Raw genomic sequence first — 24,844 nt, forward strand, 5'->3', positions numbered from 1 at the left:
TGTAGCCAAGGCCATGGTCCGCAAACCCTTGAATCACGGCGCTGAATGACGGAGGTGAAACACCGCTAGCGGCGCCGCATCAGCCGCCTGGCCAGCAGCCCGTAGGGCACCAGGTTGAGCAGCAGCACGAAAGCCCCGAGCCAGAGCTGAATACCTGGCGTCAGCCCCGCCGGGTAGATCAGCGGCACCAGGTAATGCTCGATGAAACCGCCGCCGTAGCCCTCCTCCCCGGCCGCACGGCGCAGGTGGTTCTCCAGGGGCGTGAGGGGGCAGACCAGGTGCAGCAGCTCCACCGTCGCGCCCCAGGCCACTGCCGGCAGGTGCAGCAGGAACAGGCGCGGCCACTTCAGGACCAGCAGCCCGCCCAGCACCACGAAGAGAATGAAGGCCAAGTGCAGCAGCAGTACGGAGTCGGCAGCGATCCGGTAAGTCATGAACGGCTGTCCATGGAGTCGTTCTCCTTGAACCATCAGGCAAGGGGGTCAGTCGGTAACTACAGGCATGTTCCACGGGCCAGCAACCCTGTCGAGCGTGCCGGCGCCTCCACCAGCCATCGAGGAATCCTGCCCATGATCACCATTCTGCTGCTCGTCATTCTGATCCTGCTGCTGATTGGCGGCCTGCCGGTCTTTCCTCACTCCCGCCACTGGGGCTACGGCCCGTCGAGCACGGTCGGGTTGCTGCTGGTCATTGTGGTCGTGCTGATTCTGCTGGAGAGGATCTAGCGGCTGCCCGAGTTCCGTAGCCTGGATGAAATCCGGGAAAAGTCCCACCGCCGCTCCCGGATTTCATCGGGCTACGTTTTGCTGCGAACCGCCGGATCTTTCGCGCACGCAATAAAAAGGGCGGCCCGAAGGCCGCCCAACACATGCAAGGGAAGGAGTGGAATCAGTGGGCCACGGCGCCAGTGGCGCCCAGGCCGGTCTGGGAGCGCACGAACTGCGGGTAGAAGCGTGCACGCTCTTCGGCCGCGGCGGCCGACTTGTCGGTGATCGAGAAGAACCAGATACCAACGAAGGCGACGATGATGGAGAACAGCGCCGGGTACTCGTAGGGGTAGATCGCGCTTTCATGGCCGAGGATCTGCACCCAGATGGTCGGGCCGAGGATCATCAGCGCAACGGCGGTGATCAGGCCCAGCCAGCCGCCGATCATGGCGCCACGGGTGGTCAGCTTCTTCCAGTACATGGAGAGGAACAGCACCGGGAAGTTGCAGCTGGCGGCGATGGAGAACGCCAGGCCCACCATGAAGGCGATGTTCTGCTTCTCGAACAGGATACCGAGGCCGATGGCCACTACGCCCAGGCACACGGTGGTGATCTTCGAAACGCGCAGCTCGTCCTTCTCGCTCGCCTTGCCCTTCTTGAACACCGAAGCGTAGAGGTCGTGGGACACGGCCGAGGCACCAGCCAGGGTCAGGCCGGCAACCACCGCCAGGATGGTGGCGAAGGCCACGGCGGAGATGAAGCCCAGGAACAGACTGCCGCCTACGGCGTTGGCCAGGTGCACGGCGGCCATGTTGTTGCCGCCCAGCAGGGCACCGGTGGCGTCCTTGAAGGCCGGGTTGGTGCTGACCAGCAGGATCGCGCCGAAGCCGATGATGAAGGTCAGGATGTAGAAGTAGCCGATGAAACCAGTGGCGAAGAACACCGACTTGCGGGCTTCCTTGGCGTCACTGACGGTGAAGAAGCGCATCAGGATGTGCGGCAGGCCGGCGGTACCGAACATCAGGGCCAGGCCGAGGGAGATCGCGGAGACCGGATCCTTCACCAGGCCGCCGGGGCTCATGATGGCCTCGCCTTTCGGGTGAACCTTGATGGCCTCGCTGAACAGGGCGGCGAAGTCGAAGTTCACATGCTTGAGCACCATCAGTGCCATGAAGGAGGCACCGGAGAGCAGCAGCACGGCCTTGATGATCTGTACCCAGGTGGTGGCCAGCATGCCGCCGAACAGCACGTAGAGCACCATCAGGATGCCGACCAGAACCACGGCCACGTGGTAGTTCAGGCCGAACAGCAGTTCGATCAGCTTGCCGGCACCGACCATCTGGGCGATCAGGTAGAAGGCCACCACCACCAGCGAGCCGCTGGCGGACAGGGTGCGGATTTCCTTCTGCTTCAGGCGATAGGACGCCACGTCGGCAAAGGTGTACTTGCCGAGGTTACGCAGGCGTTCGGCGATCAGGAACAGGATCACCGGCCAGCCCACGAGGAAGCCGATGGAGTAGATCAGACCGTCGTAGCCGGAGGTGAACACCAGGGCGGAAATACCCAGGAAGGACGCGGCGGACATGTAGTCGCCTGCGATCGCCAGGCCGTTCTGGAAGCCGGTGATGCTGCCGCCGGCGGTATAGAAGTCGGCAGCCGACTTGCTGCGTTTGGAGGCCCAGTAGGTGATGTAGAGGGTGGCGCCGACGAAGGCGACGAACATGACGATGGCCGAGGTGTTCAGCGGCTGGCGCTGGACATCGCCTTCGATGGCACCGGCGGCCCAGAGTGCGGGCGCCACGACCATCAGGCCAAGCACGGCAAGGATGCGCGCGATCATTACTGGACCTCCTTGAGGATTTCCTGATTCAGACGGTCGAACTCGCCGTTGGCACGGCGGACGTAGATGCCGGTCAGCACGAAGGCCAACAGGATCAGACCGACACCGATCGGGATACCCCAGGTGACGGGAGATTCAGCGTTGATGCGGGTACCGAGTAATTGAGGCTCGAAGGCGATCAGGAGAATGAAGGCCAGGTAGAGGCCGAGCATGATGGCAGAGAGTATCCAGGCAAAGCGCTCTCGCTTGGATACCAATTCCTTGAAGCGCGGATTCTCCTGAATCCGCTGGTAAGTGCTGTCGTTCATTGTTGTTGTCCTCCACAGCGCGGGTTGCGGGTGAAGCCAACAATAGATCGGCGGTACAAGCGCAACAGACGACCTTAGTCGTACATCGGGGCGTTCTCGACCAAGGTCGTAGAAGAATCATAAAGCGAAACTATCGGCGCTATCGCAGCTGAGAATTTCCCTGTATCGAACGACCGGCCTAACCTCGACACATCGAATAATTATTCTCATTAGCGAGGTGCGCCATGCTCAAGACCGTGACCTTCACCCTCATGCACTTCTGCATTGCCTTCAGCGTGGCCTACGTCCTGACTGGCAGCATCACGGTCGGCGGCCTGGTTGCGGCGGTGGAACCGCTGTGCAACTCGGTGGGTTTCTACGTCCACGAGAAGCTCTGGAAGCGCTTCGAGAAAGCGGACGCACAGGCGCAGGACATTCCGAAACATGCCTGGTTGCACCACCATGCGTAGTGGAAATCCGCCGTGCGGATTTTCCGAACCGGGCCGTAGGAGCGATGAGGGCTAATCCGCTAAGATGCACGGCTTTGCCCCCCATGCCAGCGCGCCCGAACATGAGTCAGAACGTCCGATTTCCTGTACGCCCCTACCTGCTGTCCTTCCTGGTCGCAGCGGTCGCCCTTGCTGGCCTCTGGTACGGCCTCGGCAAGCCGGTGATCCTGCCGGACGCCGCAACCCCCACCCACAAGCTGCAGTGCGCGTCCTACAGCCCCTTCGACAAGGACCAGTCGCCGTTCGACCAGCCTTTCGTGCTGCGCCCTGAGCGCATGGACGCCGACCTTGCCCTGCTGGCGACCCGCTTCCACTGCGTGCGCACCTACTCCATGACTGGCCTGGAAGCCATTCCGGAGCTGGCCCGCAAGCACGGCCTGAAGCTGATGCTGGGTGCCTGGGTGAACAGCAATCTGGTGGATACCCAGAAAGAGATCGACGCCCTGATCAAGGCCGCCAACGCCAACCCGGACGTGGTGCAGTCGGTGATCGTGGGTAACGAGGCCCTGCTGCGCAAGGAAGTCACCGGCGAGCAGCTGGCCGGGCTGATCGGGCAGGTCAAGGCCCAGGTGAAGCAGCCGGTCACCTACGCGGACGTCTGGGAGTTCTGGCTGCGCCATCCGGAAGTGGCACCGGCGGTGGATTTTCTCACCATCCACCTGCTGCCCTACTGGGAAGACGAACCTGCCGGCATCGACCAGGCCCTGCGCCGTGTCGCCGAAGTCCGCCAGGTGTTCGGCAACAGATTCGCACCCAAGGAGATCTTCATCGGCGAAACCGGCTGGCCCAGCGAAGGCCGCCAGCGCGAAACCGCCGTGCCGAGCCGGGTCAACGAGGCGAAGTTCATCCGTGGCTTCGTCGCCATGGCCGAGGAGAACGGCTGGGGCTACAACCTGATCGAAGCCTTCGACCAGCCCTGGAAACGCGCCAGCGAAGGCGCGGTGGGCGGCTACTGGGGCCTGTTCGACGCCGATCGCCAGGAGAAAGGCGTGCTGGCCGGCCCGGTCTCCAACCTGCCCTACTGGCCCATGTGGCTGGGCATTTCCGGCCTGATCTTCCTCGCCACCCTTGCGCTCGCCGGCCGCCCGTCCTCGACTCGCGCCGCCCTGGTGCTGCCGTTGCTGGCCGCCGTGGGCGCCGGTTGCATCGGCCTCTGGGGCGAGCTGGCGCGGGTGACCAGCCGCTTCGTCGGCGAGTGGGCCTGGGCCGCTTTCCTGGTCGGCCTCAACCTGATGGTCCTGGCCCATGCTGCGCTGGCGCTGTCCGCCCGCGGCGGTGTGCGTAGCCGCCTGTTCGACTGGCTGGAAACCCGTGGCGGCTGGTGGCTGTGCGCCTCCGGCTTCGCTGGCGCGGTGCTGATGCTGGCCCTGGTGTTCGACGCCCGCTACCGCAGCTTCCCCAGCGCCGCCCTGCTGCTGCCGGCACTGGTCTACCTGTTCCGCCCGGTCGCCGCGCCGCGCCGCGAGATCGCCCTGTTGGCGGTGCTGATCGGCGCCGGCATCGTGCCGCAGCTGTACGAGGAAACCCTCGGCAACGTTCAGGCCATCGGCTGGGCGGCCGTGAGCGCCCTGCTCCTGGCCGCCCTGTGGCGCAGCCTGCGGCTTCGCGGTTGATCCCCTGTGGGGATGAATTCATTCGCGATTGAAATCACTCCCCCCCTTCGCCGACAACAAAAAGGACGCTCGAAGCGTCCTTTTTGTTGCCCGATGGAATGTCAGGCGCTGACCGGCACCGCTTCCGGCTGGCGGCGCACCAGGCGCAGGCCGGCGATGACGCAGGCGAACACTGCGAGGCTGGCGGTGTAGAGCACCAGGGCCGGCAGGGCGAACAACAGGGCCAGCAGGGCCAGGCCCCAGCCGGCGCGGCCAGGGATGAAAAAAGCGCCCAGGGAGGCCACCAGGCCGATCCACCCGATGACGCTGAAGTGAATCAGCAGGCCCAGGCCGGAGCGAACCTGGCATTCCCAGCGTTGCGCTTCGTCGACGCACAGGCCGACCCACTGGCCGTCCTCCATCAGGGCGAAGCGGACCCCGTAGCTGGCGGCCAGCCACAGCGGCAGCAGGATCAGCAGCAGGATGAGGGACGAACGGCTGGACATGGTTCTCTCCGAATGGGTAAGCGGCGCCAAGGATACCCCCCCGTTCATTCGAAGCAAGGGCCATACAACGCTCCGCCACAACCTGGCCTGACGTACGGACTGCACTTGCAAGACTTGCAGTTGTCATAGCCCCGGTATTCACTCCTGACGTTCTCTCATATGGAACGCGGCCCGGCGGCCCTGACGGGCCGGACCGGTGGAGTGGCTGCAGCCCGCCCAAGACTTCGGGCCAGAGCCTCCGCAGAAACTGTACAGGGACCTCTCCTATGCTCCGAACAAGCCTCGCCGCCCTGTTGGGCTGCCTGACCTTCTGCGCCCATGTGCTGGCCGCCGACCTGGATGCCGCCAGCTACGGCTTTCCGATCACCAACCCTTTCGAGGCGACCATCGCCACCACGCCGCCGGACCTGCGCAGCACGGTGCCGGCGGACGACGACATCGACCAGGCCGACTACGACCTGAAACTGCGCCCGGAACGCGAGAGCGCCCTGCCCGACAACTTCTGGTCGGTGAAGAAGCTGCGCTACCGCCTCGCGCAACAGAAAGGCCCGGCACCGCTGGTGTTCGTCATCGCCGGTACCGGCGGCCACTACGCCAGCACCCACGCGGAAAATCTCAAGAAGCTGTTCTACGGCGCCGGCTACCACGTGGTGCAGCTGTCCTCGCCCACCAGCTACGACTTCATGGCCGCGGCCTCGCGCCATGCCACCCCTGGGCTCACCGCCGAGGATGCCGATGACCTCTATCGCGTGATGCAAGCCGTGCGCGCCCAGCATCCGGGCCTGGACGTCACCGGTTTCTACCTCACCGGCTACAGCCTGGGCGCCCTGGAAGCCGCCTTCGTCAGCCACCTCGACGAAACCCGCCGCAGCTTCAACTTCAAGCGCGTGCTGCTGCTCAATCCGCCGGTGAACCTCTACACCTCGGTGACCAATCTCGACCGCCTGGTGCAGACCCGCGTGAAGGGCGTCGACGACACCACCACCTTCTATCAGGTAGTGCTCGGCAAGCTCACCCGTTACTTCCAGAAGAAGGGCTACATCGACCTCAACGACGCCCTGCTCTTCGACTTCCAGGAGTCCAGGCAACGGCTCTCCAACGAACAGATGGCGATGCTGATCGGCACCTCCTTCCGCTTCTCCTCCTCGGACATCGCCTTCACCTCGGACCTGATCAACCGTCGCGGCCTGATCACCCCGGTGAAGTACCCCATCAACGAAGGCACCAGCCTGACGCCCTTCTACAAGCGCGCCCTGCAGTGCGACTTCGACTGCTACATCACCGAGCAGCTGATCCCGTTCTGGCGCGCCCGCCACAACGGCAGCAGCCTGACCCAGCTGATCAACCAGGTCAGCCTCTATGCCCTGGAGGACTACCTCAAAGGCAGCAGCAAGATTGCGGTGATGCACAACGCCGACGACCTCATCCTCGGCCCCGGCGACCTTGGCTTCCTGCGCCGCACCATGGGCGACCGCCTGACCCTGTACCCCCACGGCGGGCATTGCGGCAACCTCAACTACCGCGTCAACGGCGACGCCATGCTGGAGTTCTTCCGTGGCTAAGAAAGCACTCTTCATCGCCCTGCTGCTGGCCAGTGGCCTGGCCGTGGCCCAGGAGCCCGACCAGGACGGCTTCACCCAACCGCTGAAGGACCTGAAGTTCAACCCCGGCCTGGACCAGCGCGAATTCGAGCGCTCCACGCTGGACGCGTTGAACATCTACGACCCCTTCGAGTCCTGGAACCGGCGGGTCTACCACTTCAACTACCGCTTCGACGAATGGGTGTTCCTGCCCGTGGTGCACGGCTACCGCTATGTCACGCCGGGCTTCGTGCGCGCCGGCGTGAGCAACTTCTTCAGCAACCTGGGCGACATCCCCAACCTGCTGAACAGCGCGCTACAGCTCAAGGGCAAGCGCTCCCTGGAAATCACCGGCCGCCTGCTGTTCAACACCACCATCGGCGTCGTCGGCCTCTGGGACCCGGCCACGCGCATGGGGCTCCCCAAGCAGACCGAAGACTTCGGCCAGACCCTCGGCTACTACGGCGTCACCGACGGCCCCTTCCTGATGCTGCCGATCCTCGGCCCATCCAACCTGCGCGATACCGGCGGGCTGGTGGTGGATTACGTCGCCGACTACCAGATCAACTTCCTCAACGTGCCGGAAGTCTCCAGCAACCACCCGGAAATCACCGCCCTGCGCATGGTGGACAAGCGCTACACCACCAGCTTCCGCTACGGCCAGCTCAACTCCCCGTTCGAGTACGAGAAGTTGCGCTACGTCTACACCCAGTCGCGCAAGCTGCAGATCGCCGAGTAAAGCCAGCAGCCTCGGCATTTGTAGGGGCGAATTCGTTCGCCCCTACAGAGAAGCCAATAGATCGATAAATGAGATAGAAACAAAGAAAAAACACGCACCATCTATTCAATTAATAGGCGTAACATCCCGCTCATTCCAACCTTGAGGAGGTTCAGATGAGCGACCGCCAGATTCTCGAACAACGCCCCGGCCAGCCCGCGTCCGACGGTGCCGGCGTCAACCTGACCCGCATCTTCGCCGAGCAGGGCGTGCCGCGCTTCGATCCCTTCCTGATGCTCGACGAGTTCGGCTCGGCCAACCCGGACGACTACGTCGCCGGCTTTCCGCCGCACCCGCATCGCGGCTTCGAAACCATCACCTATATGATCGAAGGGCGCATGCGTCACGAGGATCACCTGGGCAACAGCGGCCTCTTGCAGAACGGCGGCGTGCAATGGATGACTGCAGCGCGCGGGATCATCCACAGCGAAATGCCGGAACAGGAAGAAGGCGTGATGCGCGGCTTCCAGATCTGGCTGAACCTGCCGAGCAAGGACAAGATGGGCGACCCCGGCTACCGCGACTTCGACCCGGCGGAAATTCCTCGGGTCCGCACTGCCGAAGGCGTCGAGGCGCTGGTGATCGCCGGCCGCTTCGACGATGGCCAGGTCGCCCGTGATGGCGCCGTGCAACGTCCGCACAGCGAGCCGCACATCTTCGATCTCGACCTGCCGGCTGGCAGCCGGGTATCGCCGCGACTGGCCGACGGCCTGCGGGTGATGCTCTATGTCTACGAAGGCAGCGCGCACCTCAACGGCCACGCCATCGGCAAGGGACGGCTGGTGCGCCTGTCCGAACAGGGTGCCCTGGAGCTGGCCAGCGATGACGGCGCCAAGGTCCTGCTGCTGGCCGGCCGCCCGCTGGGTGAGCCCATCGTCCAGTACGGCCCCTTCGTGATGAATACCCGCGAAGAGATCGAACAGGCGCTGCGGGACTACCGGGATGGCCGCTTCGGCGCATGACATCCCGGCCGGGCTGAACATCGGTCGTTCCCCAGGGTGGGTCACGCTTCACCGCCCCACCCTCTGCGTCAGCCCTGGCTCCGCTGGTGGACGTTTGGCGCGACGTCCACCCGGCTAAAGGGCAGGAACGGTGTGGGGGTAGGCCGGCGCCATTTCCAGGCCGAGGAAACGCTGCAACTCGGCGCGCTTGGCCATGGTGTCCTGGTAACCCAGTTCGATCAGCTCATTGCAGTAGCCAGGCTCGAACAACAGGTAGCTGAGCACCCCCGCCCCGCTCGCCCGGGTTGCCCCCGGTCCGCGCAGGAAGGTGCGGATGGCGCGCGGCATCTCGCGGCGGTGACGGGCGGCGATTTCATCCAGAGGCTGGCTCGGCGAAATCACCAGCACCTCCACCTGCTCCGAACTCAGGTGGCGTGGCCGCGACTCCGGCGGGATCGCCCGGCTCATCCGGTTGATCCGCTCCAGCAGTTCGATGTCGCTTTCCAGGTTGTCGATGAAGGTGCTGTTCAGCAGATGCCCGCCGATCTGCGCCAGGGTCGGCGGACGGCCGCCCTGGGGCTGCACCATTTCCTGGCTGGGGTTCATCCCCAGCGGGTTGCCACTTACGCCCACCACCAGCACCCGGTTGGCGCCCAGGTGCAAGGCCGGGCTGATGGGCGCCGTCTGGCGTACCGCGCCGTCACCGAAATACTCGCGCCCCATGCGTACCGCCGGGAACAACAGGGGGATCGCCGCGCTCGCCATCAGGTGCTCGACACTCAGGCGGGTCGGCACGCCGACGCGGCGGTGACGGAACCAGGGATCGATGGTGGCGCGGCCCTGGTAGAAGGTCACCGCCTGGCCGCTCTCGTAGCCGAAGGCGGTCACGGCCACGGCACGCAGCTGGCGGGTGCGGACGGCGGCGGAGATGCCGCTGAAATCCAGCTCGCGAGTCAGCAGCTCACGCAGGGGGGCGTTATCCAGCAGCGCCACCGGGATATCGCGCCCCAATCCCAGCAAGCTGTGACCGAAGAAACGCGAACTCTGGCGGAGCACGCCGGGCCAGTCGCTGCGGTAGACCGCTCCACAGTGAAAGCCCTGCCAGACACTGTTGAGACGGCGGACGGCCTGGCAAAAGTGCAATGCACCGCAGGCCAGAGCCACGGCATTCACCGCGCCGGCGGAGGTACCGACGATGACTGGAAAAGGATTGCAGGCAGCATCCGGCAGCAGGTCGGCGATGGCGCCCAGCACCCCGACCTGATAGGCCGCCCGCGAACCGCCACCGGAAAGAATCAGCCCGGTAACGGGCTGCTGGGTGGCGGCGCTGGCATCCATGGACGGCTCTCCGGACGGTACTTTCCGATTATAGGTTTCAGTAGAGCTTCGGCGCGCCTTGCGGCCGGGTCTTGAAGCGACGGTGAGCCCAGAGGTACTGCTCGGGGCATTCGCGCACCGCCTCTTCCACCCACTGGTTGACGCGCAGGCAATCGGCTTCCTCGGTGTCACCGGGGAAGTCGGACAGCGGCGGATGGATCACCAGCTGGTAGCCGGAGCCATCCGCCAGGCGACGCTGGGTAAAGGGCAGGACAATGGCGCGGCCCAGACGGGCGAACTTGGTGGTGGCGGTGACGGTGGCGGCCTCGATGCCGAACAGCGGCACGAAGATACTCTGCTTGCGGCCGTAGTCCTGGTCCGGCGCGTACCAGATGGCGCGGCCGGCGCGCAGCACCTTGAGCATGGCGCGCACATCCTCGCGTTCGATGGCGGTGGCGTCCAGGTTGTGGCGCTCGCGGCCACGGCGCTGGATGAAGTCGAACACAGCGTTCTTGTGCTCGCGGTACATGCCGTCGATGGTGTGCACTTGGCCGAGCAGCGCGGCGCCGATCTCCAGCGTGGTGAAATGCAGGGCCATGAGGATCACCCCCTGGCCTTCGGCCTGGGCCTTCTGCAGGTGTTCCAGGCCTTCTATATGGGAAAGCCGCGCCAGCCTCGCCTTCGGCCACCACCAGCTCATGGCCATCTCGAAGAAAGCAATGCCGGTGGAGGCGAAGTTTTCCCGCAGTAGACGCTCACGCTCGCCTTTGGAGAGGTCGGGAAAGCACAGCTCAAGATTGCGCCGGGCGATCTTGCGCCGCGAGCCGGCCACCCCCAGCATCAGCGCCCCCAGCACACGCCCCAGGCCCAGCTGCACCCGGTACGGCAGCAGGGTGATCAGCCAGAGCAGCCCCAGCCCCAGCCACAGCGCCCAATAGCGCGGGTGAAGGAACTGTGGGCGAAATTGAGGTCTATCCATCTCTGAATCCGCTTGAGCGAGAAAGTCGCGCATTCTACTCCAAATGCGCCTCCCCCTTCCGGCTTGCTAGCGCCGGGCGATCTCGCTATAAGTCCTCGCCATTCACGACTGCAGGCAGACCATGAGCCAAGCCGACCTTCTCGACCAAGAACCCGTGTTCCAGCTCAAGGGCAGCATGCTCGCCATCACCGTGATGGAACTGGCCCACAACGACCTCGAACGCCTTGACCGGCAACTGGACGAGAAAGTCGCCCAGGCCCCCAACTTCTTCCAGAACACCCCGCTGGTGCTGGCGCTGGACAAGCTGCCCGAAGGCGAACCGCTGCTCGACCTCCCGGCAATGCTGGAAATCTGCCGCCGCCATGGCCTGCGCACCCTGGCCATCCGCGCGAAACGCGAAGAGCACATTGCCGCCGCCGACGCCCTGGACATCCCGATCCTGCCGCCGTCCGGCGCCCGCGAACGCCCCATCGACCCGGTAGAGCCCGAAGCGAAAAAGAAGGTCGAAAAGCCCGCCGAACCGCCCAAGCCCGAGGTGCAGCCGACCAGGATCATCACCACGCCGGTGCGCGGTGGCCAGCAGGTTTACGCCCCCGGCGGCGACCTGGTCGTCCTCGCCGCGGTCAGCCCCGGAGCGGAACTTCTCGCCGACGGCAATATCCATGTTTACGGCCCGATGCGCGGCCGTGCGCTGGCCGGTATCAAGGGCGATACCAAGGCGCGGATTTTCTGTCGCCAATTAGCCGCCGAACTGGTCTCCGTAGCCGGCCAGTACAAGGTTGCAGACGACTTGCGCCGCGATCCGCTATGGGGTCAGCAAGTGCAGGTCAGCCTGTCGGGAGACGTGTTGAACATCACCCGCCTTTAACGGATACTGCCGCGAAATTTCAGGGAACTGAAAGGGAAGAAGGACGGTTCGGGCGAACCGATAACTTCCCGGTTTTACTTATTCATTTGGGGTGAATCACCTTGGCCAAGATTCTCGTTGTCACGTCCGGCAAGGGTGGAGTGGGTAAAACCACCACCAGCGCCGCAATCGGTACCGGTCTAGCACTGCGCGGTCACAAGACTGTCATCGTCGACTTCGACGTCGGCCTGCGTAACCTCGACCTGATCATGGGTTGTGAACGTCGCGTGGTGTACGACTTCGTCAACGTCATCAATGGCGAAGCGTCCCTTACCCAGGCCCTGATCAAGGACAAGCGCCTTGAGAACCTCTACGTGCTGGCCGCCAGCCAGACCCGTGACAAGGACGCGCTGACCCTCGAAGGCGTGGGCAAGGTCATCGAGGAACTGTCGCAGAATTTCGAATACGTGGTCTGCGACTCGCCGGCCGGTATCGAAAAGGGCGCCCACCTGGCCATGTACTACGCCGATGAGGCGATTGTCGTGACCAACCCGGAAGTCTCCTCCGTCCGCGACTCCGACCGCATGCTCGGCCTGCTGGCCAGCAAGTCCCGTCGCGCCGAGAAGGGTGAAGACCCGATCAAGGAGCGCCTGCTGCTGACCCGCTACAACCCCGAGCGCGTCACCAAGGGCGAAATGCTCGGCGTCGAAGACGTCGAGGAAATCCTCGCCATCAACCTGCTTGGCGTGATTCCGGAGTCCCAGGCGGTCCTCAAGGCTTCCAACCAGGGTATCCCGGTCATCCTCGACGACCAGAGCGACGCCGGCCAGGCGTACAGCGATGCCGTCGACCGCCTGCTTGGCAAGGAACTGCCCCATCGTTTCCTCGATGTGCAGAAGAAAGGACTCTTGCAACGCCTGTTTGGAGGCCGTGAATGAACATTTTCGACTTCTTTCGCGAGCGGAAGAAGCAGAGTAGCGCTTCGATCGCTAAAGAACGCCTTCAGATCATCGTCGCCCATGAACGCGGCCAGCGCAGCCAGCCGGATTACCTGCCGGCCCTGCAGAAAGATCTGGTGAACGTGATCCGCAAGTATGTCGACATCGACCAGGAGCAGGTTCAGGTGCTGCTGGAGGATCAGGGCAACTGCTCGATCCTCGAGCTGAACATCACCCTGCCCGAACGTTGATCGAGCAATAGACCCGGGCCCTGTTGGACCCACGACGGCGGCTTCGGCCGCCGTCTTCATTTCCGGAACTGCCATGCCGCTTTCCCAGATCGAATTCATCCACCGGGACGACGCCCTGCTGGTGGTCAACAAGCCCACCCTGCTGCTTTCGGTGCCCGGCCGCGCCGACGACAACAAGGATTGCCTGATCACCCGCCTGCAGGAGAACGGCTATCCCGAGGCGCGCATCGTCCATCGCCTGGACTGGGAAACTTCCGGCCTGATCGTCCTGGCCCGCGACGCCGACAGCCACCGCGAGCTGTCCCGCCAGTTCCACGACCGCGAGACCGAGAAGGCCTACACCGCGCTCTGCTGGGGCGAGCCGGAGCTGGACAGCGGCCGCATCGAACTGCCGCTGCGCTACGACCCGCCGACCAAGCCGCGCCACGTGGTGGACTTCGAGCACGGCCGCCATGCGCTGACCTTCTGGCGCGTGATCGAGCGTTGCGGCCACTACAGCCGGGTCGAGCTGACCCCCATCACCGGCCGCTCGCACCAGCTGCGCGTGCACATGCTGTCCATCGGACATCCGCTGCTCGGCGACCGCCTTTACGCCAACCCCGAAGCGCTGGCCGCCCATGAGCGTCTCTGCCTGCACGCCAGCCTGCTTTGCCTGACCCATCCCCAGACGGGTGAACGCCTGAGATTCGAGTGCCCGGCGCCGTTCTGACCTAGGCTCAAGAAAAAGACCTCGATTCGGGAAAGAGATGAGCCTCACCGAGTTCTACAACGCCACCGAGGGTCAGCCCGCCCGCTTCACCCTGCTCACCGCTCTGGAAAACTGGGACGGGCCGCCCGGCCACGCCCTCGACCTGGGTTGCGGTGCCGGCCGCGACACGCTGGAGCTGCTCAGGCGCGGCTGGAAAGTGCTGGCGGTGGATGCGGAACCCGAGGCACTGGCCCGCCTCGATGCCCAGTTGGACGACGAGAAACGCCAGAGACTGCAAAGCCGCTGCTGCCGCTTCGAAAGCCTGCCGTTGCCGCCGGCCAACCTGGTCAACTCCAGCTTCGCCCTGCCCCTCTGCCCGCCCGCGGCCTTTCCCAACCTCTGGCAGGCCATCTGCGGCGCACTGCCGGCTGGCGGCCTGTTCGCCGGCCACCTGTTCGGCGAACGGGACGACTGGGCAGACAACGGCATCACCATCCTGCGCCGCCGGCAACTGGAAGAACTGCTCTCGGGCTGGGACGTGCTGATGCTGGAAGAGAAGGAAGAAGACGGCATCACCGCCAAGGGCCGCAACAAGCACTGGCACCTGTTCTCGGTGGTCGCACGGCGCCTGTGATCCGGCATCGGGGCCGGGTCCAGGTTCGGGCTGCATCCTTGTAGGGGCAATTCATTCGCCAAGGGCAACGCAGTTGCCCCTAACACCAGTTTCGTAGGGTGGGTCACGCTTCACCAACCCACCATCGGCGCAGAACCGGGCAGCGGTGGTGGATGTGAAAAGCAACACCCACCCGCACTGATTGACGTGGAAGTCGCTCCACACATGACGCAACACCCTCGCTATCGGCCTGTTAGGAAAATTCACCGCCGGTCGCCCTCCTAATCCCTGGGGCCTATGGGATAAACTCCCGCCACTGCTGTCCGGAGTCCCCCAATGCGCGAAGAGTTGAACCAGGGCCTGATCGATTTCCTCAAGGCCTCGCCCACCCCCTTCCACGCCACCCGCAGCCTGGCCAAGCGCCTGGAAGCCGCCGGTTATGTGCGCCTCGACGAACGTGAGGCCTGGCGTATCGAAAGCGGTGGCCGTTATTACGTCACCCGCAATGACTCCTCCCTCATCGCCATCAAGCTGGGCAAGCGCCCGGTGCTGGAAGGCGGCCTGCGCCTGGTCGGTGCCCACACCGACAGTCCTTGCCTGCGCGTCAAGCCGAACCCCGAGCTGCACAAGCAGGGCTTCTGGCAACTGGGCGTCGAAGTCTATGGCGGCGCCCTGCTGGCGCCCTGGTTCGACCGCGACCTGTCGCTGGCCGGCCGCGTCACCTACCGCGCGGCGGGCATGGTGGAAAGCCAGTTGGTGGACTTCCAGGCGCCCATCGCCGTGATCCCCAACCTGGCCATCCACCTCAACCGTGAAGCCAACCAGGGCTGGGCCATCAACGCCCAGACCGAGCTGCCGCCAATCCTGGCGCAACTGGCAGCCGGCGAGGCCCGCGAATTCCGCGATCTGCTGGCCGAACAGCTGACCCTGGAACACGGCGTGGTTGCCGATGCGGTGCTGGATTACGAACTCTCCTTCTACGACACCCAGAGTGCAGCGGTGATCGGCCTGGACGGCGACTTCATCGCCGGTGCGCGCCTGGACAACCTGCTGTCCTGCTACGCCGGCCTGCTGGCCCTGCTGGCTGCCGAGGCCGACGAGAGCTGCGTGCTGGTCTGCACCGACCACGAGGAAGTGGGCTCCTGCTCCGCCTGCGGCGCCGACGGCCCGATGCTGGAACAGGTGCTGCGCCGCGTACTGCCCGAAGGCGACGCCTTCGCCCGGGTGATCCAGCGCTCCCTGCTGGTTTCCGCTGACAACGCCCACGGCGTGCACCCGAACTACGCCGACAAGCACGATGGCAACCACGGCCCGAAACTCAACGCCGGCCCGGTGATCAAGGTCAACAGCAACCAGCGCTACGCCACCAACAGCGAAACCGCCGGTTTCTTCCGCCACCTGTGCCTGGAGAACGAAGTGCCGGTACAGAGCTTCGTGACCCGCAGCGACATGGGTTGCGGCTCCACCATCGGTCCGATCACCGCCAGCCAGCTGGGCGTGCGTACCGTGGACATCGGCCTGCCCACCTTCGCCATGCACTCCATTCGCGAGCTGGCGGGCAGCCATGACCTGGCCCATCTGGTGAAGGTGCTGGCCGCCTTCTACTCCAGCCACGACCTGCCCTGATCAGGAAGGAAGCCCGCATGCTCAGCCATATTCGCAACAGCCTGGAGGAAGCCAGGCGCGCCCTGGACAACTTCATTGCCAACGAGCAGACGCTGAAGAACGTCGAGCGTGCGGCCGAACTCCTGGTCGAGAGCTTCGAGAACAAGGGCAAGGCGTTTTCCTGCGGTAACGGCGGTTCCATGTGCGATGCCATGCACTTCGCCGAGGAACTGACCGGCCGCTACCGCAAGAACCGCCCCGGCATCGCCGCCGTGTCCATCAGCGATCCCAGCCATATCAGCTGCGTCGCCAACGACTTCGGCTACGACTACATCTTCTCCCGCTACGTGGAATCCCACGGCCGCGCCGGCGACGTGCTGATCGCCATCAGCACCAGCGGCAAGAGCCCCAACGTCATCAAGGCCGCCGAAGCCGCCCGTGCCCTGGGCGTGAAAGTGGTGGCCCTGACCGGCAAGCCCGGCTCCGCCCTGGAAGCCCTGGCCGACGTCTGCATCTGCGCCCCCGGTGGCGACTTCGCCGATCGCGTGCAGGAACTGCACATCAAGGTGCTGCACATCCTGATCGAACTGGTCGAACGCAAGCTCAGCCCCGAGAACTACGCCTAGCCACCTCGCAGGTTAGCCCGGGCGCAGCAAAGCCCAACGGGTCCACCATCAGCCACGAAATGTTGGGTTTCGTTCCTCGCGGAGCGCCGCCCGACCCAACCTACAAGTGCCGCCGTTTCCTGTGGGGCGAACTCATTCGCCAAGGGCAGCGCAGCTGCCCCATAGGTTGGTCCGAGCCTGCGGGGCCCAACGTGGCGAGTCATAGGGGGTTCGTTCCTCCGCTCAACCTGCGACGTCACTCCGGCACTTCCACACTCACCTGAATGGCATCGTGCCGCCAGAACTCCAGGTCGCAGTCAATTAGCCGCCCGTGCTGGTCGCGGTTGATGCGGGTGATCTTCAGCGCCGGGCTGCCGGCTGACACCTTCAGCGCCGCTGCCGCCTCCGGGTGCAGGGCGGTGGGCACCATGTCGAAGCGTACGCGGCCGTAGCGGATGCCGTACTGGCTGTCGTACAGCTCGGTCAGCGAGCGGGTCAGGTCGAAATCGATGATGCCGGGGAAGCAGGCCGGATTCAGGTAGTGCTCCACGTAGAGCACCAGACGCCCGTCGATGCGGCGGGCGCGACGGATCTGGTAGACGCTGGACAGCGCCGGCAGCTCCAGCAACTCGCAGATTTCCACGCTGGCCGGAATCAGCCGCGCCCCCAGCACTTCGGTGGCGGGTACGCGCCCCTGCCCGGCCACCATGGCGTGGAAGTGGCTGCGCACCAGTGGGTTGTAAAGCAGTCGCGACGGCGAAACGAACCAGCCGCGGCGCTCCTCGCGGTAGATCAGCCCCTGGGCTTCCAGCTGCCCCAGCGCCTCGCGCAGGGTGATGCGGGTGGTACCGAACAATTCACTCAACTTGCGCTCGGCCGGCAGCTTGCTGCCCTGGGGCAACAGGCCGTGCCCGATCTGCTCCTGCAATGCATTGCAGATGGCGGTCAGGGTGCGGGGCGCCTCATCGCGCATCGAAAACTCCGATCTGGAATAGACCAGCACCACTCGGGTGCATCACGGCCGGACTTGCCCGCCATCCTAGGCAGCCTAGATGACTGCGGGATGACAGCAAGGCACGCCTGCAGGCGTCATGCCATCGTCAACCGCGACCTCCCCGGATTCAGCCCTCTGGCCATGGTCTACGCTTTTCAAGCGCTCTCCGCCGCAGGATGCTGCTGCACCCTGCAATCAAACCGTCATCCAGGGCTTTTAGATTTGGCCTGGGTCTTGCTGATCTAGACCAACCTGCAAACCTGCTAAGGAGCTTCATATGAAACGCCTGTTGCTGGCTTCACTGATGGGAACGGCCATTGCCCTGGGGACCCAGGCCATGGCGAGCGACGCAGATCTGAAAAGTCTCGAACAAGCCGCCCGCCAGGAAGGCGCGGTGAACAGCGTGGGCATGCCCGACAGCTGGGCCAACTGGAAGGACACCTGGGCCGACCTGAACAAGCAGTACGGCCTGAAGCACGTCGACACCGACATGAGCTCGGCCCAGGAAATCGCCAAGTTCGCCGCCGAGAAGGACAACGCCACCGCCGACATCGGCGACGTGGGCGCGGCCTTCGGCCCCATCGCCGTCCAGCAGGGCGTGACCCAGCCCTACAAGCCCAGCACCTGGGCGCAGATTCCCGACTGGGCCAAGGACGTCGACGGCCACTGGATGCTGGCCTATACCGGCTCCATCGCCTTCATCGTCAACAAGCAGCTGGTCAAGGAAGCGCCCAAGTCCTGGGCCGACCTGAAGCAGGGCAAGTACAAGGTCGCCATCGGTGACGTCAGCGCCGCCGCCCAGGCGGTCAACGGCGTGCTGGCCGCCGCCATCGCCAATGGCGGTGACGAGAAGAACATCCAGCCGGGCCTGGACTTCTTCGCCGAGATCGCCAGGCAGGGCCGCCTGTCGCTGTCCAACCCGACCATCCAGACGCTGGAGAAGGGTGAGGTGGAAGTGGGTATCGTCTGGGACTTCAACGGCCTGTCCTACCGCGACCAGATCGACCCCGGCCGCTTCGATGTGCTGATCCCCTCCGACGGCTCGGTGATCTCCGGCTACACCACCATCATCAACAAGTACGCGAAGAATCCGAACGCGGCGAAACTGGCCCGCGAGTACATCCTCAGCGACGCCGGCCAGATCAACCTGGCCAAGGGCTACGCCCGCCCGATCCGTGCCGAACACCTGACCCTGCCGGCCGATGTCCAGGCCAAGTTGCTGCCCAACGAGCAATACGCCAAGGTCCAGCCGATCAAGGACGCCAAGGCCTGGGAAGAGACCTCCAAGGTGCTGCCGCAGCTGTGGCAGGAGCACGTGATCATCGAGATGGAATGAAAATCGCCCAATGGCTGGCTGCGCTTGACCGATCTTGAGGCCAGGGAAAATGAACAAAGTCATCCTCGTCCTGCTGGATGGCCTGAACTACGAGGTGGCCCGGCATGCGCTGGGTCACCTTCAGGCCTGGTGCGGCGCCGGCAAGGCGGTGCTGTACAAGCTCCAGTGCGAGCTGCCGGCGCTGTCCCGCCCGCTCTACGAATGCATTCTCACCGGCGTTCCGCCGATCCGGAGCGGCATCGTCCACAACGATGTGTCGCGCCTGTCGAAGGAGCGCAGCATCTTCCACTACGCCAGCGCCGCCGGGCTGACCACCGCTGCCGCCGCCTATCACTGGGTCAGCGAGCTGTACAACAACTCGCCTTTCGACGCCGCCCGCGACCGCCACACCGAAGCGCCGCAGCTGCCGATCCAGCACGGCCACTTCTACTACGCCGACCACTACCCGGACTCGCACCTGTTCGCCGACGCCGAGAGCCTGCGCCAGCGCCACAACCCGGATTTCCTTCTGGTGCACCCGATGAACGTCGACGACGCCGGCCACAAGCACGGCCTGGACTCGCCGCAGTACCGCAACAGCGCGCGGGTCGCCGACATCCTCCTGGCCGAGTACCTGCAACGCTGGCTGGACGCCGGCTACCAGGTGCTGGTGACCGCCGACCACGGCATGAACAACGACCGCTCCCACAACGGCCTGCTCCCCGAGGAGCGCGAGGTGCCATTGTTCGTCATCGGCGACGCCTTCAGCCTGGACGCGACGGCACAACCGAAACAGACCGAGCTGTGTGGAACCGTTTGCGAACTGCTCGGCGCCGCCCACGACAAGTCCGTCTGCCGGGAGCTGCTCAAGTGAATACCTCCATCCGGGGCAAATGGCTGGCGCTGCTCTGCCTGCTGCCCTTCGCCCTGTTCTTCATCCTGTTCCAGATCGCGCCGCTGGCCTGGGTCGCCCTCCACAGCCTGAACACGCCGGATGGCTGGGGCCTGGGCAACTTCGCCAGGGTGTTCAGCTCGAAGTTCTACCTGCAGGCCATCAAGCACAGCCTGCAGATCGCCTTCTGGTCGAGCCTGTTCGGCATCATCATCGCGGTGATCGGCAGCTACTCGCTGCGCAAGGTGGATTCGAAGCTGCGCGACTTCGTCATGGCCTTCTCCAACATGACCAGCAACTTCGCCGGCGTGCCGCTGGCCTTCGCCTTCATCATCCTGCTCGGCTTCAATGGCGCGCTGACCCTCCTGCTCAAGCAGTCCGGCGTGATCGAGGACTTCAACCTCTATTCCAAGACTGGCCTGATCGTGCTCTACACCTACTTCCAGATTCCCCTCGGGGTGCTGCTGCTCTATCCGGCCTTCGACGCCTTGCGCGAAGACTGGCGCGAATCCGCGGCGCTGCTGGGCGCCAGCACCTGGCAGTTCTGGCGGCACATCGGCCTGCCGGTACTGACCCCCGCCCTGCTCGGCACCTTCGTCATCCTCCTGGCCAACGCCCTGGGCGCCTACGCCACCGTCTATGCCCTGACCACCGGCAACTTCAACGTCCTGACCATCCGCATCGCGGCCATGGTCGCCGGCGACATCGCGCTCAACCCCAATCTGGCCAGCGCCCTGGCGATGGTGCTGGTGGGGCTGATGGCGCTGATCACCGTGGTGCACCAGTGGCTGCTGAGGAGGAGCTACCATGTCTCCCGCTGAATCCTGCAGAGGCAGCCTCTACCATCGAGCGGTGGTCTGGTTGCTGTTCCTGATCCTGCTGCTGCCGCTTGCCGGCACCCTGCTCTACTCGCTCTCCACCAGCTGGTCAGCGACCATCCTTCCGGACGGCCTGACCTTCAAGTGGTACCTGGCGCTGTGGAGCGACAGCCGCTTCCTCACCGCCTTCGGCCAGTCGCTGCTGGTGTGCTTCGCTGCCCTGGCGCTGTCGGTGGTGCTGATCCTGCCGCTGCTGTTCGTGGTGCACTACCACTTCCCGAAGCTCGACGCCCTGATGAACATCCTCATCCTGCTGCCCTTCGCGGTGCCGCCGGTGGTGTCTTCGGTGGGCCTGCTGCAGATCTATGGTTCGGGTCCGCTGGCCATGGTGGGAACGCCCTGGATCCTGATCGGCTGCTTCTTCACCATCGCTCTGCCCTTCATGTACCGCGCCATCACCAACAACCTGCAAGCGATCAACCTGCGGGACCTGATGGACGCCGCCCAGCTGCTCGGCGCCAGCACCTGGAAGGCCGCCTTCCTGGTGGTGCTGCCCAACCTGCGCAAGGGCCTGATGGTCTCGCTGTTCCTGTCGTTCTCGTTCCTGTTCGGCGAGTTCGTCTTCGCCAACCTGCTGGTGGGCACCCGCTACGAGACCCTGCAGGTGTACCTGAACAACATGCGCAACAGCAGCGGCCACTTCAACAGCGCGCTGGTGATCTCCTACTTCTTCTTCGTGCTGCTGTTCACCTGGGCAGCCAACCGTCTGAACAAGGACAAGGCATGAGCTTTCTTTCCATCCGCGGCCTGCACAAAAGCTACGGCCAGACCGCGATCTTCAGCGACATTCACTGCGAAATCGGCAAGGGTGAATTCGTCACCCTGCTGGGCCCTTCCGGCTGCGGCAAGTCCACCCTGCTGCGCTGCATCGCCGGCCTGACCGAAGTGAACGGCGGGCAGATCCTGCTGGACGGGCAGGACCTGGTGCCGCTGTCGCCGCAGAAGCGCGGCATCGGCATGGTGTTCCAGAGCTATGCGCTGTTCCCCAACATGACGGTGCAGCAGAACGTCGCCTTCGGCCTGCGCATGCAGAAGGTCGGTGCCGCCGACAGCCAGCGCCGGGTGGACGAAGCCCTGGCCATGGTGGAGCTTGCCGACTTCGCCGCGCGCTATCCGCACCAGCTTTCCGGCGGCCAGTGCCAGCGTGTCGCCCTGGCGCGTTCGCTGGTCACCCGCCCACGCCTGTTGCTGCTGGACGAACCGCTGTCGGCACTGGATGCGCGCATCCGCAAGCACCTGCGCGAACAGATCCGCTCCATCCAGCAGGAGCTGGGCCTGACTACCATCTTCGTCACCCACGACCAGGAGGAAGCCCTGACCCTGTCGGACCGCATCTTCCTGATGAACGCCGGCCGCATCGTCCAGAGCGGCGACGCGGAAACTCTCTACACCGCTCCAGTGGACGCCTTCGCTGCCGGCTTCATCGGCAACTACAACCTGCTCGACGCCGACAGCGCCAGCCGCCTGCTGCAACGCCCGGTGAGCGGCCGCATCGCCATACGCCCGGAAGCCATCATTCTCAGCCACGAAGGCGGCATCGAGGCCGAAGTGCGCGGCCACAGCCTGCTGGGCAACGTGGTGCGCTACCGCGTCGAAGCTCGCGGCGTGGAACTGGTGGTGGACGTGCTCAACCGCTCCGTCGAAGACCTGCACTGCAAGGGACAACGCATCGGCCTGTGCATAGACGATCTGGCGATCCGGGAGGTGGCCTGATGACCCTGGCAATCTTCGACCTCGACGACACCCTGATAGACGGCGACTGCGCCAGCCTGTGGAGCGCCCACATGGCCGAACTGGGGTGGGTCGACGGAGAATCCTTCATCCGCAAGGACCGTGAACTCATGACCCTCTACGCCGAAGGCCAGCTGGCGATGGAGGACTACATGGCCTTCAGCCTGTCGCCGCTGGTGGGGCGCACCGCTGAGGAAGTGGACTTCGTGGCCGGGCCTTTCGTCGAGGACGTGATCGAACCGCTGATCCACTCCGACGCCATGCGCTGCCTGGCCCGGCACCGCGCCGCCGGCGACCGCATCCTGATCATCTCCGCCTCGGCGCACTTCCTGGTCAGCGCCATCGCCGAACGCCTGGGCGTGGCAGAAGTGCTGGCCATCGACCTGGAAGAACAGCACGGCTGCTACAGCGGCCGTACCCGCGGCGTACTCACCTACCGCGAAGGCAAGGTGACGCGCCTCAACGCCTGGCTGGAAGAACAGGGCGAAACCCTGGAAGGCGCCTACTTCTATTCCGACTCGCGCAACGACCTGCCGCTGCTCTCGCGGGTGGCCAACCCGCACACGGTCAACCCCGACCCGACCCTACGCGCCCACGCCGTACAGGCCGGCTGGCCGATCCTTGACTGGCGCTGACGCAACGGGCGCGGCATCAACCACGAAATGTTGGGTTTCGTTCCTCGCGGAACGCCGCCCGACCCAACCTACAAATGCCGTCTTTTCCTGTGGGGGCGAATTCATTCGCGAAGGGCCGCGCAGCGGCCCCGTAGGTTGGTGCGGGCGGCGTACCGTCAGAGCGCAGCGAGGCCCAACCGACGAGAAGAGAAGCGCCGTGCACCACCGCAAAACTTGACCACAAAATCAAAATCCGACAAGAATGCCAACCTTATCGCTGTATAGTTTTATACATAGCGAAAACCAGACAAGAATAAGCCCTGCCGGGAGCCCCCATGAGTCATCGCCTCACCCGCGCCACCGCCGCGCTTATCGCCCTGTTCGCCCTGGGCAGCGCTGCGGCTGCGGAAGTCCAGGTGGCCGCCGCCGCCAACTTCACCGCGCCGATTCAGGCCATCGCCAAGGTTTTCGAGAAGGACACCGGCCACAAGCTGATTGTCGCCTACGGCGCCACCGGCCAGTTCTACACCCAGATCAAGAACGGCGCGCCCTTCGAGGTCTTCCTCGCGGCTGACGACACCACCCCGGCCAGACTGGAGAAGGAAGGCGATGCCGTACCCGGTTCGCGCTTCACCTACGCCATTGGCACCTTGGTGCTCTGGTCGCCGCAGGACGGCTACGTGGATGCCAGGGGCGACGTACTGAAGACCGGCCAGTACAAGCACCTGTCCATCGCCAACCCGAAAACCGCGCCCTATGGCCTGGCAGCCACCCAGGTACTGGACAAACTGGGCCTGACCGCAACCGTGAAGCCCAGGCTGGTTGAAGGACAGAACATCACCCAGGCGCTGCAGTTCGTCTCCAGCGGCAATGCCGAGCTGGGCTTCGTTGCCCTGTCCCAGGTGTACAAGGACGGCAAGATCACCAGCGGTTCCGCCTGGATCGTGCCGGCCGAGCTGCATGAGCCGATCAGGCAGGACGCGCTGATTCTGAAGAAAGGTGAAACCAACCCGGCCGCCAAGGCGCTGGTGGACTACCTGAAGGGCCCGAAAGCCGCGGAAGTGATCAAGTCCTACGGCTATCAGCTGTAAGGATCGAGAGGGTCACCGTAGGTTGGGCTGAGCTCCGCGAAGCCCAACGTGCAAGGCATGAGCCAGGCAATCGTTGGGCTTCGCTTCGCTCAGCGCCAACCTACAAAAGCGGATACGGCGACACGACTCAGTCGTCGTCGCCCTCTTCCATCGCGGCCTTGAGGGCCTCGTAGGCCGGCGCGGCGTAGATGCCGACTTCCACCGCCAGCTGCATGACCCTTTCCAGGTCGCATTTGTAGACCAGCACGCACTGCAGTTCGTCATCCAGCGGTTCGCTGAAGTCCACCAGCACGTAGCCGCCCTTCTCCGGGTAGAGACTGGCCATCTGCACCTGGATGCGGTTCAGGGCCTTGAGCGGCTCGACCTTCACCAACTGCTTGGGTTTGAGCACGAAGTTCACGCTCGGGCCGAAGGAGTCCACCACCTGCTGGAACAACTGGTCGTAGCTGTCGGCCTGGAACAGCACGGTATCGGGCAGGCTGCCCACCACCACCCACTCGCCGAGGGGGATGGGGAAGCTGTCGTCGTAGTTGATATCGGGGTTCGCGGCGAGGAAGGCGTCCGCATCGGCGTAGGCCTGGGCCGCCTCAGTGGCGATACCGTCGATCTCATCCTCGGCCATGCAGCCGGAGCTGATTGCCGTAATCAATTCGATAAGTTGCTGTTTCACGCGATGAGCCCTGCCGCTTTAGGATCCAAAGCGCGAAGGATACAGGGAAGCCGCGCGGACATAAAAAAAGCGGAGG

28 protein-coding genes are annotated in these 24,844 nt (G+C 64.5%); 20 read left to right on the plus strand and 8 right to left on the minus strand.

Annotation, left to right across the window (positions count from 1 at the left end; genetic code table 11):
* Positions 1-65: 65 nt before the first annotated feature.
* Entirely contained in the window at positions 66-434 is a 369-nt protein-coding gene (locus tag ACFW0B_RS00425) for a DUF2784 domain-containing protein (protein ID WP_449145995.1), read from the minus strand.
* Between the two features lie 135 nt (positions 435-569).
* Between ACFW0B_RS00425 and ACFW0B_RS00430 the strand changes: the two genes are divergently transcribed.
* The gene (locus ACFW0B_RS00430) at positions 570-725 is read left to right on the plus strand and encodes a DUF3309 family protein (protein WP_449145996.1); all 156 of its coding nucleotides are present in this window, start codon (positions 570-572) and stop codon (positions 723-725) included.
* A gap of 163 nt (positions 726-888) precedes the next feature.
* Here ACFW0B_RS00430 and ACFW0B_RS00435 read toward each other — a convergent pair whose 3' ends face one another.
* A complete protein-coding gene (locus tag ACFW0B_RS00435) occupies positions 889-2,547 on the minus strand; it encodes a cation acetate symporter (protein WP_449145997.1) in 1,659 nt (552 codons plus the stop codon).
* A complete protein-coding gene (locus ACFW0B_RS00440; protein WP_449145998.1) occupies positions 2,547-2,855 on the minus strand; it encodes a DUF485 domain-containing protein in 309 nt (102 codons plus the stop codon). The genes ACFW0B_RS00435 and ACFW0B_RS00440 overlap by 1 nt, the downstream gene beginning before the upstream one ends.
* 224 nt (positions 2,856-3,079) lie before the next feature.
* On the opposite strand from ACFW0B_RS00440, the gene ACFW0B_RS00445 reads away from it, so the two are divergent.
* Both ACFW0B_RS00445 and ACFW0B_RS00450 read left to right on the plus strand, forming a co-directional pair.
* Complete coding sequence (locus ACFW0B_RS00445) at positions 3,080-3,304, plus strand: DUF2061 domain-containing protein (RefSeq protein WP_449145999.1); 225 nt, start codon at positions 3,080-3,082, stop codon at positions 3,302-3,304.
* Positions 3,305-3,405: 101 nt separating this feature from the next.
* Entirely contained in the window at positions 3,406-4,956 is a 1,551-nt protein-coding gene (locus ACFW0B_RS00450) for a glycoside hydrolase family 17 protein (RefSeq protein ID WP_449146000.1), read from the plus strand.
* Positions 4,957-5,057: 101 nt separating this feature from the next.
* Here ACFW0B_RS00450 and ACFW0B_RS00455 read toward each other — a convergent pair whose 3' ends face one another.
* Complete coding sequence (locus ACFW0B_RS00455; RefSeq protein WP_449146001.1) at positions 5,058-5,441, minus strand: hypothetical protein; 384 nt, start codon at positions 5,439-5,441, stop codon at positions 5,058-5,060.
* A 266-nt stretch (positions 5,442-5,707) separates the two neighbouring features.
* Between ACFW0B_RS00455 and ACFW0B_RS00460 the strand changes: the two genes are divergently transcribed.
* The 3 genes from ACFW0B_RS00460 (at position 5,708) to ACFW0B_RS00470 (ending at position 8,761) form a co-directional block, all read left to right on the plus strand.
* The gene (locus ACFW0B_RS00460) at positions 5,708-7,003 is read left to right on the plus strand and encodes an alpha/beta fold hydrolase family protein (RefSeq protein ID WP_449146002.1); all 1,296 of its coding nucleotides are present in this window, start codon (positions 5,708-5,710) and stop codon (positions 7,001-7,003) included.
* On the plus strand, positions 6,996-7,760 hold the full coding sequence (locus ACFW0B_RS00465; protein WP_449146003.1) for an MlaA family lipoprotein: 765 nt from the start codon (positions 6,996-6,998) through the stop codon (positions 7,758-7,760). The genes ACFW0B_RS00460 and ACFW0B_RS00465 overlap by 8 nt, the downstream gene beginning before the upstream one ends.
* A gap of 155 nt (positions 7,761-7,915) precedes the next feature.
* The gene (locus ACFW0B_RS00470; RefSeq protein WP_449146004.1) at positions 7,916-8,761 is read left to right on the plus strand and encodes a pirin family protein; all 846 of its coding nucleotides are present in this window, start codon (positions 7,916-7,918) and stop codon (positions 8,759-8,761) included.
* A gap of 114 nt (positions 8,762-8,875) precedes the next feature.
* Here ACFW0B_RS00470 and ACFW0B_RS00475 read toward each other — a convergent pair whose 3' ends face one another.
* Both ACFW0B_RS00475 and ACFW0B_RS00480 read right to left on the minus strand, forming a co-directional pair.
* On the minus strand, positions 8,876-10,078 hold the full coding sequence (locus tag ACFW0B_RS00475) for a patatin-like phospholipase family protein (RefSeq protein WP_449146005.1): 1,203 nt from the start codon (positions 10,076-10,078) through the stop codon (positions 8,876-8,878).
* Between the two features lie 37 nt (positions 10,079-10,115).
* On the minus strand, positions 10,116-11,036 hold the full coding sequence (locus ACFW0B_RS00480) for a lipid A biosynthesis lauroyl acyltransferase (RefSeq protein ID WP_449146006.1): 921 nt from the start codon (positions 11,034-11,036) through the stop codon (positions 10,116-10,118).
* Between the two features lie 121 nt (positions 11,037-11,157).
* On the opposite strand from ACFW0B_RS00480, the gene minC reads away from it, so the two are divergent.
* The 7 genes from minC to lpcA all read left to right on the plus strand — a co-directional run bounded on the left by minC (position 11,158) and on the right by lpcA (position 16,604).
* Complete coding sequence (minC, locus tag ACFW0B_RS00485; RefSeq protein WP_449146007.1) at positions 11,158-11,904, plus strand: septum site-determining protein MinC; 747 nt, start codon at positions 11,158-11,160, stop codon at positions 11,902-11,904.
* 101 nt (positions 11,905-12,005) lie between these two features.
* Complete coding sequence (gene minD, locus ACFW0B_RS00490) at positions 12,006-12,821, plus strand: septum site-determining protein MinD (protein WP_120652639.1); 816 nt, start codon at positions 12,006-12,008, stop codon at positions 12,819-12,821.
* The gene (gene minE / locus ACFW0B_RS00495; RefSeq protein WP_449146008.1) at positions 12,818-13,072 is read left to right on the plus strand and encodes a cell division topological specificity factor MinE; all 255 of its coding nucleotides are present in this window, start codon (positions 12,818-12,820) and stop codon (positions 13,070-13,072) included. Before minD ends, minE begins: the two co-directional genes overlap by 4 nt.
* A 73-nt stretch (positions 13,073-13,145) precedes the next feature.
* Complete coding sequence (locus ACFW0B_RS00500; protein ID WP_449146009.1) at positions 13,146-13,781, plus strand: RluA family pseudouridine synthase; 636 nt, start codon at positions 13,146-13,148, stop codon at positions 13,779-13,781.
* A 37-nt stretch (positions 13,782-13,818) separates the two neighbouring features.
* Positions 13,819-14,394 carry a class I SAM-dependent methyltransferase gene (locus tag ACFW0B_RS00505; protein WP_449146010.1) on the plus strand — a complete coding sequence of 192 codons (576 nt, stop codon included), beginning with the start codon at positions 13,819-13,821 and terminating at the stop codon, positions 14,392-14,394.
* Between the two features lie 315 nt (positions 14,395-14,709).
* Complete coding sequence (locus ACFW0B_RS00510; RefSeq protein ID WP_449146011.1) at positions 14,710-15,999, plus strand: M18 family aminopeptidase; 1,290 nt, start codon at positions 14,710-14,712, stop codon at positions 15,997-15,999.
* A 17-nt stretch (positions 16,000-16,016) separates the two neighbouring features.
* Positions 16,017-16,604 (plus strand): D-sedoheptulose 7-phosphate isomerase, encoded by a 588-nt coding sequence (gene lpcA, locus ACFW0B_RS00515; protein WP_449146012.1) that lies wholly within the window; start codon positions 16,017-16,019, stop codon positions 16,602-16,604.
* 235 nt (positions 16,605-16,839) lie between these two features.
* Here lpcA and ACFW0B_RS00520 read toward each other — a convergent pair whose 3' ends face one another.
* A complete protein-coding gene (locus ACFW0B_RS00520) occupies positions 16,840-17,556 on the minus strand; it encodes a UTRA domain-containing protein (RefSeq protein WP_449146013.1) in 717 nt (238 codons plus the stop codon).
* Positions 17,557-17,854: 298 nt separating this feature from the next.
* Here ACFW0B_RS00520 and ACFW0B_RS00525 point away from each other — a divergent pair, with 298 nt between their 5' ends.
* The 7 genes from ACFW0B_RS00525 to modA all read left to right on the plus strand — a co-directional run bounded on the left by ACFW0B_RS00525 (position 17,855) and on the right by modA (position 24,098).
* Entirely contained in the window at positions 17,855-18,913 is a 1,059-nt protein-coding gene (locus tag ACFW0B_RS00525; protein ID WP_449146014.1) for an ABC transporter substrate-binding protein, read from the plus strand.
* Between the two features lie 49 nt (positions 18,914-18,962).
* Positions 18,963-19,766 carry an alkaline phosphatase family protein gene (locus ACFW0B_RS00530; RefSeq protein WP_449146015.1) on the plus strand — a complete coding sequence of 268 codons (804 nt, stop codon included), beginning with the start codon at positions 18,963-18,965 and terminating at the stop codon, positions 19,764-19,766.
* Positions 19,763-20,605 (plus strand): ABC transporter permease, encoded by an 843-nt coding sequence (locus ACFW0B_RS00535; RefSeq protein WP_449146016.1) that lies wholly within the window; start codon positions 19,763-19,765, stop codon positions 20,603-20,605. The genes ACFW0B_RS00530 and ACFW0B_RS00535 overlap by 4 nt, the downstream gene beginning before the upstream one ends.
* Entirely contained in the window at positions 20,592-21,389 is a 798-nt protein-coding gene (locus ACFW0B_RS00540) for an ABC transporter permease (RefSeq protein WP_449146017.1), read from the plus strand. The genes ACFW0B_RS00535 and ACFW0B_RS00540 overlap by 14 nt, the downstream gene beginning before the upstream one ends.
* The gene (locus tag ACFW0B_RS00545) at positions 21,386-22,375 is read left to right on the plus strand and encodes an ABC transporter ATP-binding protein (RefSeq protein ID WP_449146018.1); all 990 of its coding nucleotides are present in this window, start codon (positions 21,386-21,388) and stop codon (positions 22,373-22,375) included. The genes ACFW0B_RS00540 and ACFW0B_RS00545 overlap by 4 nt, the downstream gene beginning before the upstream one ends.
* Positions 22,375-23,028 (plus strand): HAD family hydrolase, encoded by a 654-nt coding sequence (locus ACFW0B_RS00550; RefSeq protein ID WP_449146019.1) that lies wholly within the window; start codon positions 22,375-22,377, stop codon positions 23,026-23,028. The genes ACFW0B_RS00545 and ACFW0B_RS00550 overlap by 1 nt, the downstream gene beginning before the upstream one ends.
* A 314-nt stretch (positions 23,029-23,342) precedes the next feature.
* Positions 23,343-24,098: a molybdate ABC transporter substrate-binding protein gene (gene modA / locus ACFW0B_RS00555; RefSeq protein WP_449146020.1), complete on the plus strand. Its 756-nt coding sequence runs from the start codon at positions 23,343-23,345 to the stop codon at positions 24,096-24,098.
* A gap of 127 nt (positions 24,099-24,225) precedes the next feature.
* On the opposite strand, the gene ACFW0B_RS00560 is transcribed toward modA, so the two are convergent.
* Positions 24,226-24,768, minus strand: a complete 543-nt coding sequence (locus tag ACFW0B_RS00560; RefSeq protein WP_449146021.1) for a hypothetical protein — start codon at positions 24,766-24,768, stop codon at positions 24,226-24,228.
* Positions 24,769-24,844: the final 76 nt, after the last annotated feature.

Source organism: Metapseudomonas phytobenefica, from assembly GCF_043392685.1.
Lineage (GTDB): Bacteria > Pseudomonadota > Gammaproteobacteria > Pseudomonadales > Pseudomonadaceae > Metapseudomonas.

Coding starts and splice junctions, on each gene's coding strand:
- ACFW0B_RS00505 (WP_449146010.1), top strand. CDS start 13,819: ATGAGCCTCACCGAGTTCTACAACGCCACCGAGGGTCAGCCCGCCCGC.
- ACFW0B_RS00455 (WP_449146001.1), bottom strand. CDS start 5,441: ATGTCCAGCCGTTCGTCCCTCATCCTGCTGCTGATCCTGCTGCCGCTG.
- ACFW0B_RS00500 (WP_449146009.1), top strand. CDS start 13,146: ATGCCGCTTTCCCAGATCGAATTCATCCACCGGGACGACGCCCTGCTG.
- ACFW0B_RS00430 (WP_449145996.1), top strand. CDS start 570: ATGATCACCATTCTGCTGCTCGTCATTCTGATCCTGCTGCTGATTGGC.
- ACFW0B_RS00460 (WP_449146002.1), top strand. CDS start 5,708: ATGCTCCGAACAAGCCTCGCCGCCCTGTTGGGCTGCCTGACCTTCTGC.
- minE (WP_449146008.1), top strand. CDS start 12,818: ATGAACATTTTCGACTTCTTTCGCGAGCGGAAGAAGCAGAGTAGCGCT.
- minC (WP_449146007.1), top strand. CDS start 11,158: ATGAGCCAAGCCGACCTTCTCGACCAAGAACCCGTGTTCCAGCTCAAG.
- ACFW0B_RS00445 (WP_449145999.1), top strand. CDS start 3,080: ATGCTCAAGACCGTGACCTTCACCCTCATGCACTTCTGCATTGCCTTC.
- ACFW0B_RS00470 (WP_449146004.1), top strand. CDS start 7,916: ATGAGCGACCGCCAGATTCTCGAACAACGCCCCGGCCAGCCCGCGTCC.
- ACFW0B_RS00550 (WP_449146019.1), top strand. CDS start 22,375: ATGACCCTGGCAATCTTCGACCTCGACGACACCCTGATAGACGGCGAC.
- ACFW0B_RS00440 (WP_449145998.1), bottom strand. CDS start 2,855: ATGAACGACAGCACTTACCAGCGGATTCAGGAGAATCCGCGCTTCAAG.
- ACFW0B_RS00525 (WP_449146014.1), top strand. CDS start 17,855: ATGAAACGCCTGTTGCTGGCTTCACTGATGGGAACGGCCATTGCCCTG.
- ACFW0B_RS00435 (WP_449145997.1), bottom strand. CDS start 2,547: ATGATCGCGCGCATCCTTGCCGTGCTTGGCCTGATGGTCGTGGCGCCC.
- ACFW0B_RS00520 (WP_449146013.1), bottom strand. CDS start 17,556: ATGCGCGATGAGGCGCCCCGCACCCTGACCGCCATCTGCAATGCATTG.
- ACFW0B_RS00425 (WP_449145995.1), bottom strand. CDS start 434: ATGACTTACCGGATCGCTGCCGACTCCGTACTGCTGCTGCACTTGGCC.
- ACFW0B_RS00530 (WP_449146015.1), top strand. CDS start 18,963: ATGAACAAAGTCATCCTCGTCCTGCTGGATGGCCTGAACTACGAGGTG.
- ACFW0B_RS00475 (WP_449146005.1), bottom strand. CDS start 10,078: ATGGATGCCAGCGCCGCCACCCAGCAGCCCGTTACCGGGCTGATTCTT.
- ACFW0B_RS00510 (WP_449146011.1), top strand. CDS start 14,710: ATGCGCGAAGAGTTGAACCAGGGCCTGATCGATTTCCTCAAGGCCTCG.
- ACFW0B_RS00450 (WP_449146000.1), top strand. CDS start 3,406: ATGAGTCAGAACGTCCGATTTCCTGTACGCCCCTACCTGCTGTCCTTC.
- ACFW0B_RS00540 (WP_449146017.1), top strand. CDS start 20,592: ATGTCTCCCGCTGAATCCTGCAGAGGCAGCCTCTACCATCGAGCGGTG.
- ACFW0B_RS00545 (WP_449146018.1), top strand. CDS start 21,386: ATGAGCTTTCTTTCCATCCGCGGCCTGCACAAAAGCTACGGCCAGACC.
- ACFW0B_RS00480 (WP_449146006.1), bottom strand. CDS start 11,036: ATGGATAGACCTCAATTTCGCCCACAGTTCCTTCACCCGCGCTATTGG.
- modA (WP_449146020.1), top strand. CDS start 23,343: ATGAGTCATCGCCTCACCCGCGCCACCGCCGCGCTTATCGCCCTGTTC.
- lpcA (WP_449146012.1), top strand. CDS start 16,017: ATGCTCAGCCATATTCGCAACAGCCTGGAGGAAGCCAGGCGCGCCCTG.